The sequence below is a fragment of the Paraburkholderia sp. RL17-373-BIF-A genome, from assembly GCF_046030175.1.
GTDB lineage: Bacteria > Pseudomonadota > Gammaproteobacteria > Burkholderiales > Burkholderiaceae > Paraburkholderia.
In genome coordinates, this window is record NZ_JARESO010000208.1 from 1 (window position 1) to 2,294 (window position 2,294).

At 56.2% G+C, this 2,294-nt stretch carries 1 protein-coding gene and 1 pseudogene; both read left to right on the top strand.

Annotated features, from left to right (window positions below; genetic code table 11):
• Positions 1–1,863, top strand: a 1,863-nt coding sequence (locus P0D80_RS49640) for a pentapeptide repeat-containing protein (protein ID WP_408295946.1), incomplete at its 5' end; no start/stop codon positions are given.
• A 169-nt stretch (positions 1,864–2,032) separates the two neighbouring features.
• Positions 2,033–2,294, top strand: a pseudogene (locus P0D80_RS49645) (IS6 family transposase); the annotation flags it as partial.

The window sequence follows — 2,294 nt, forward strand, 5'->3', positions numbered from 1 at the left end:
GTCGAACGAACGCCGTTGGCGAACTTGCGAAGAATCTATCGGATCATTATGTCTACTGTGACTGCACAAACGTTTGCAAGAGCTTTTCTCGGGAAGGATCGATCTGGTGAGTCGTTCCGGGGCGGTACGCACGAAGCCTTCCGGGGGGGGGGCGAGGACGGAGCAAGCATTCCCACTTTCAGCTGGGAGGTCTTTCAGCGCGTCACTGCCAGCGCTGAAGAAAGCATGGCCAAGCAGGCCGGGGACTTCGATATTTCACGCTCCCGTGGGACAGTGACTGCGACGATCACCCTGTTGACTGCTTTTATTGGACTGCTCATCGAGCGGGTTTGCAAGAGCATCAGCCGCCACCAGAAAGAAGAAGCCGTAATACACGCGGTAGTCGATCTTCATGAGAAAATCCTCGCTGAAGAATTTTCGGTTCAGGGCCCGGGTAACCGTTCTGTTTCGGTAGGGTTGAGACACGGCGGAGATCTGAAGGTTTCCGAGGATACAGACGGGAACGGCACCGTCCTCACCATTACTGTGAAAACTGGCGCAACGTCTGAGTCTTTTGCCATCGAGGGTAGCACCATCGTTGACCTCGGGGCAGTTCTGGAGCAGGAGATTGTTCGGCACCGGGCGGATCATTATCTGTACAGGCAAGCGGCTGTACACATCCCACAGGCGAGACGGTTTTTGCTCCAAGGGGACAACGCGGACCTGCGCGGGGTGGACCTGCGCGGGGTGGACCTGCGCGGGGTGAACCTGAGCGGGGCGGACCTGAGCAGGGCGGACCTGAGAAAGGTGGAGCTGCGCGCCATGCTCGACCATGCTCAGACACATCTGGCGCAACCGGCACCCGGGGGCTACGCGTGGGCTCGTGCGAACAGCTTCGGCTTGCTGCAGATACTGGATGCGGCCGAACGGCATGAAGAGCTGCGGGACAAAGCAATGGCGCTGCGCAAGGCTTACCTGAAGGCACTTCCTGAGAACCTGATCGGGTTTGTGAAAAAGACCGCGAATGACATGGGTGAGTCGAAGCTGTCCTATTTTCCGTTGCTTGCCAGGGAAAAGGAGGTTTGCATCCTGCTGACCAAAGATGACTTCAGGAGAGGTATGCGGGCCCCCGGTGAACCGGGTGAAGAGTTCTGCAATGTATTCGTTGCTGTAGACTGGAGTAGTAAGCCTGATGGATCGAGTACGACAGACCCGGCGTTCTATCCCATGTTCAATCAGACTCATCTTGCTCAATTCCCCGTGTTGCATGCCAAAAGCATCTCGCGACTATCGGGTCGCTTGCTGGAGAAGATCGTTAGGTCCCTGATTCCTCCGGAGTATGTCGAAGGATACATGCTGGGGGGCGCTGGTGGCGCGAAGCAGGATTGGACAACTCCGCAGACCCAGACGGATCTGAAGCGGTTCATTCTGCCACTGGTGGGGCATGAGCGCGATGATCACGTCTCGTACGAAATATTTTCTGAAGCGCGTTTTTCAGAAGACCTGCTGGAGCAGCTTTTTACGGAGGCCGAGGCAGTATATGGTGCCATGAACGCCGCTGAAAGGGCTTTTTTCCTAAGATCCCTTGCAGCCTCACTGTCGTACGCGAGCAGTTCCCGGATATTTGGTAAGTCACAGGATTCGCCGGAAGGGCTGCGTGTGCTGGCCGTCGCGGTGCTAAATCATGCCGAGGACCTGGATCCTGGTGCCAAGGGCTTTTCAAAGGACGATTTGGAGAATTACAGGGCGAAACTCCTTGGGAGGGGTGATTCCTACACGTGCACAGCGCAATTTTCCGGCACTCTGATAGAGAAGCTGCGAGACCAGATGACGAATAACGAACGGTTCGAGACGATTTATACGAGAACCACGAAATGGGGGTGATACGTAAGTGCGACGATTAAACGAATTTCAAAATATGAGGGACGGGTTTAGACATTCGCATGCCAACCCGGGAGCGAGAGCGATGGGCTTTCCATGAACCCCCACGGTTGGGAGTGTTGATTCAAGGCGGCTTTGTCAAGTTGACTGCGCGGCCGGGTAAAATGGCGGGATGAAGAAGATCGAGTCGCCTTTTCACGGTTTCCGTTTCCCCGCATCGGTCATCAGCTGCGCGGTACGTTGGTACCACCGCTTCAACCTGAGCCTGCGGGACGTTGAGGAGTTGCTGCTCGAACGTGGCATGAGCGTGACCTATGAGTCGATCCGCAACTGGTGCGACCGGTTTGGAGCACAATTCGCGCGCCGGGCGAAAGCCGTGCGCGGCAAGCCGGGCTCAACCTGGCATCTCGATGAAGTGTTCCTGAAACTGCAAG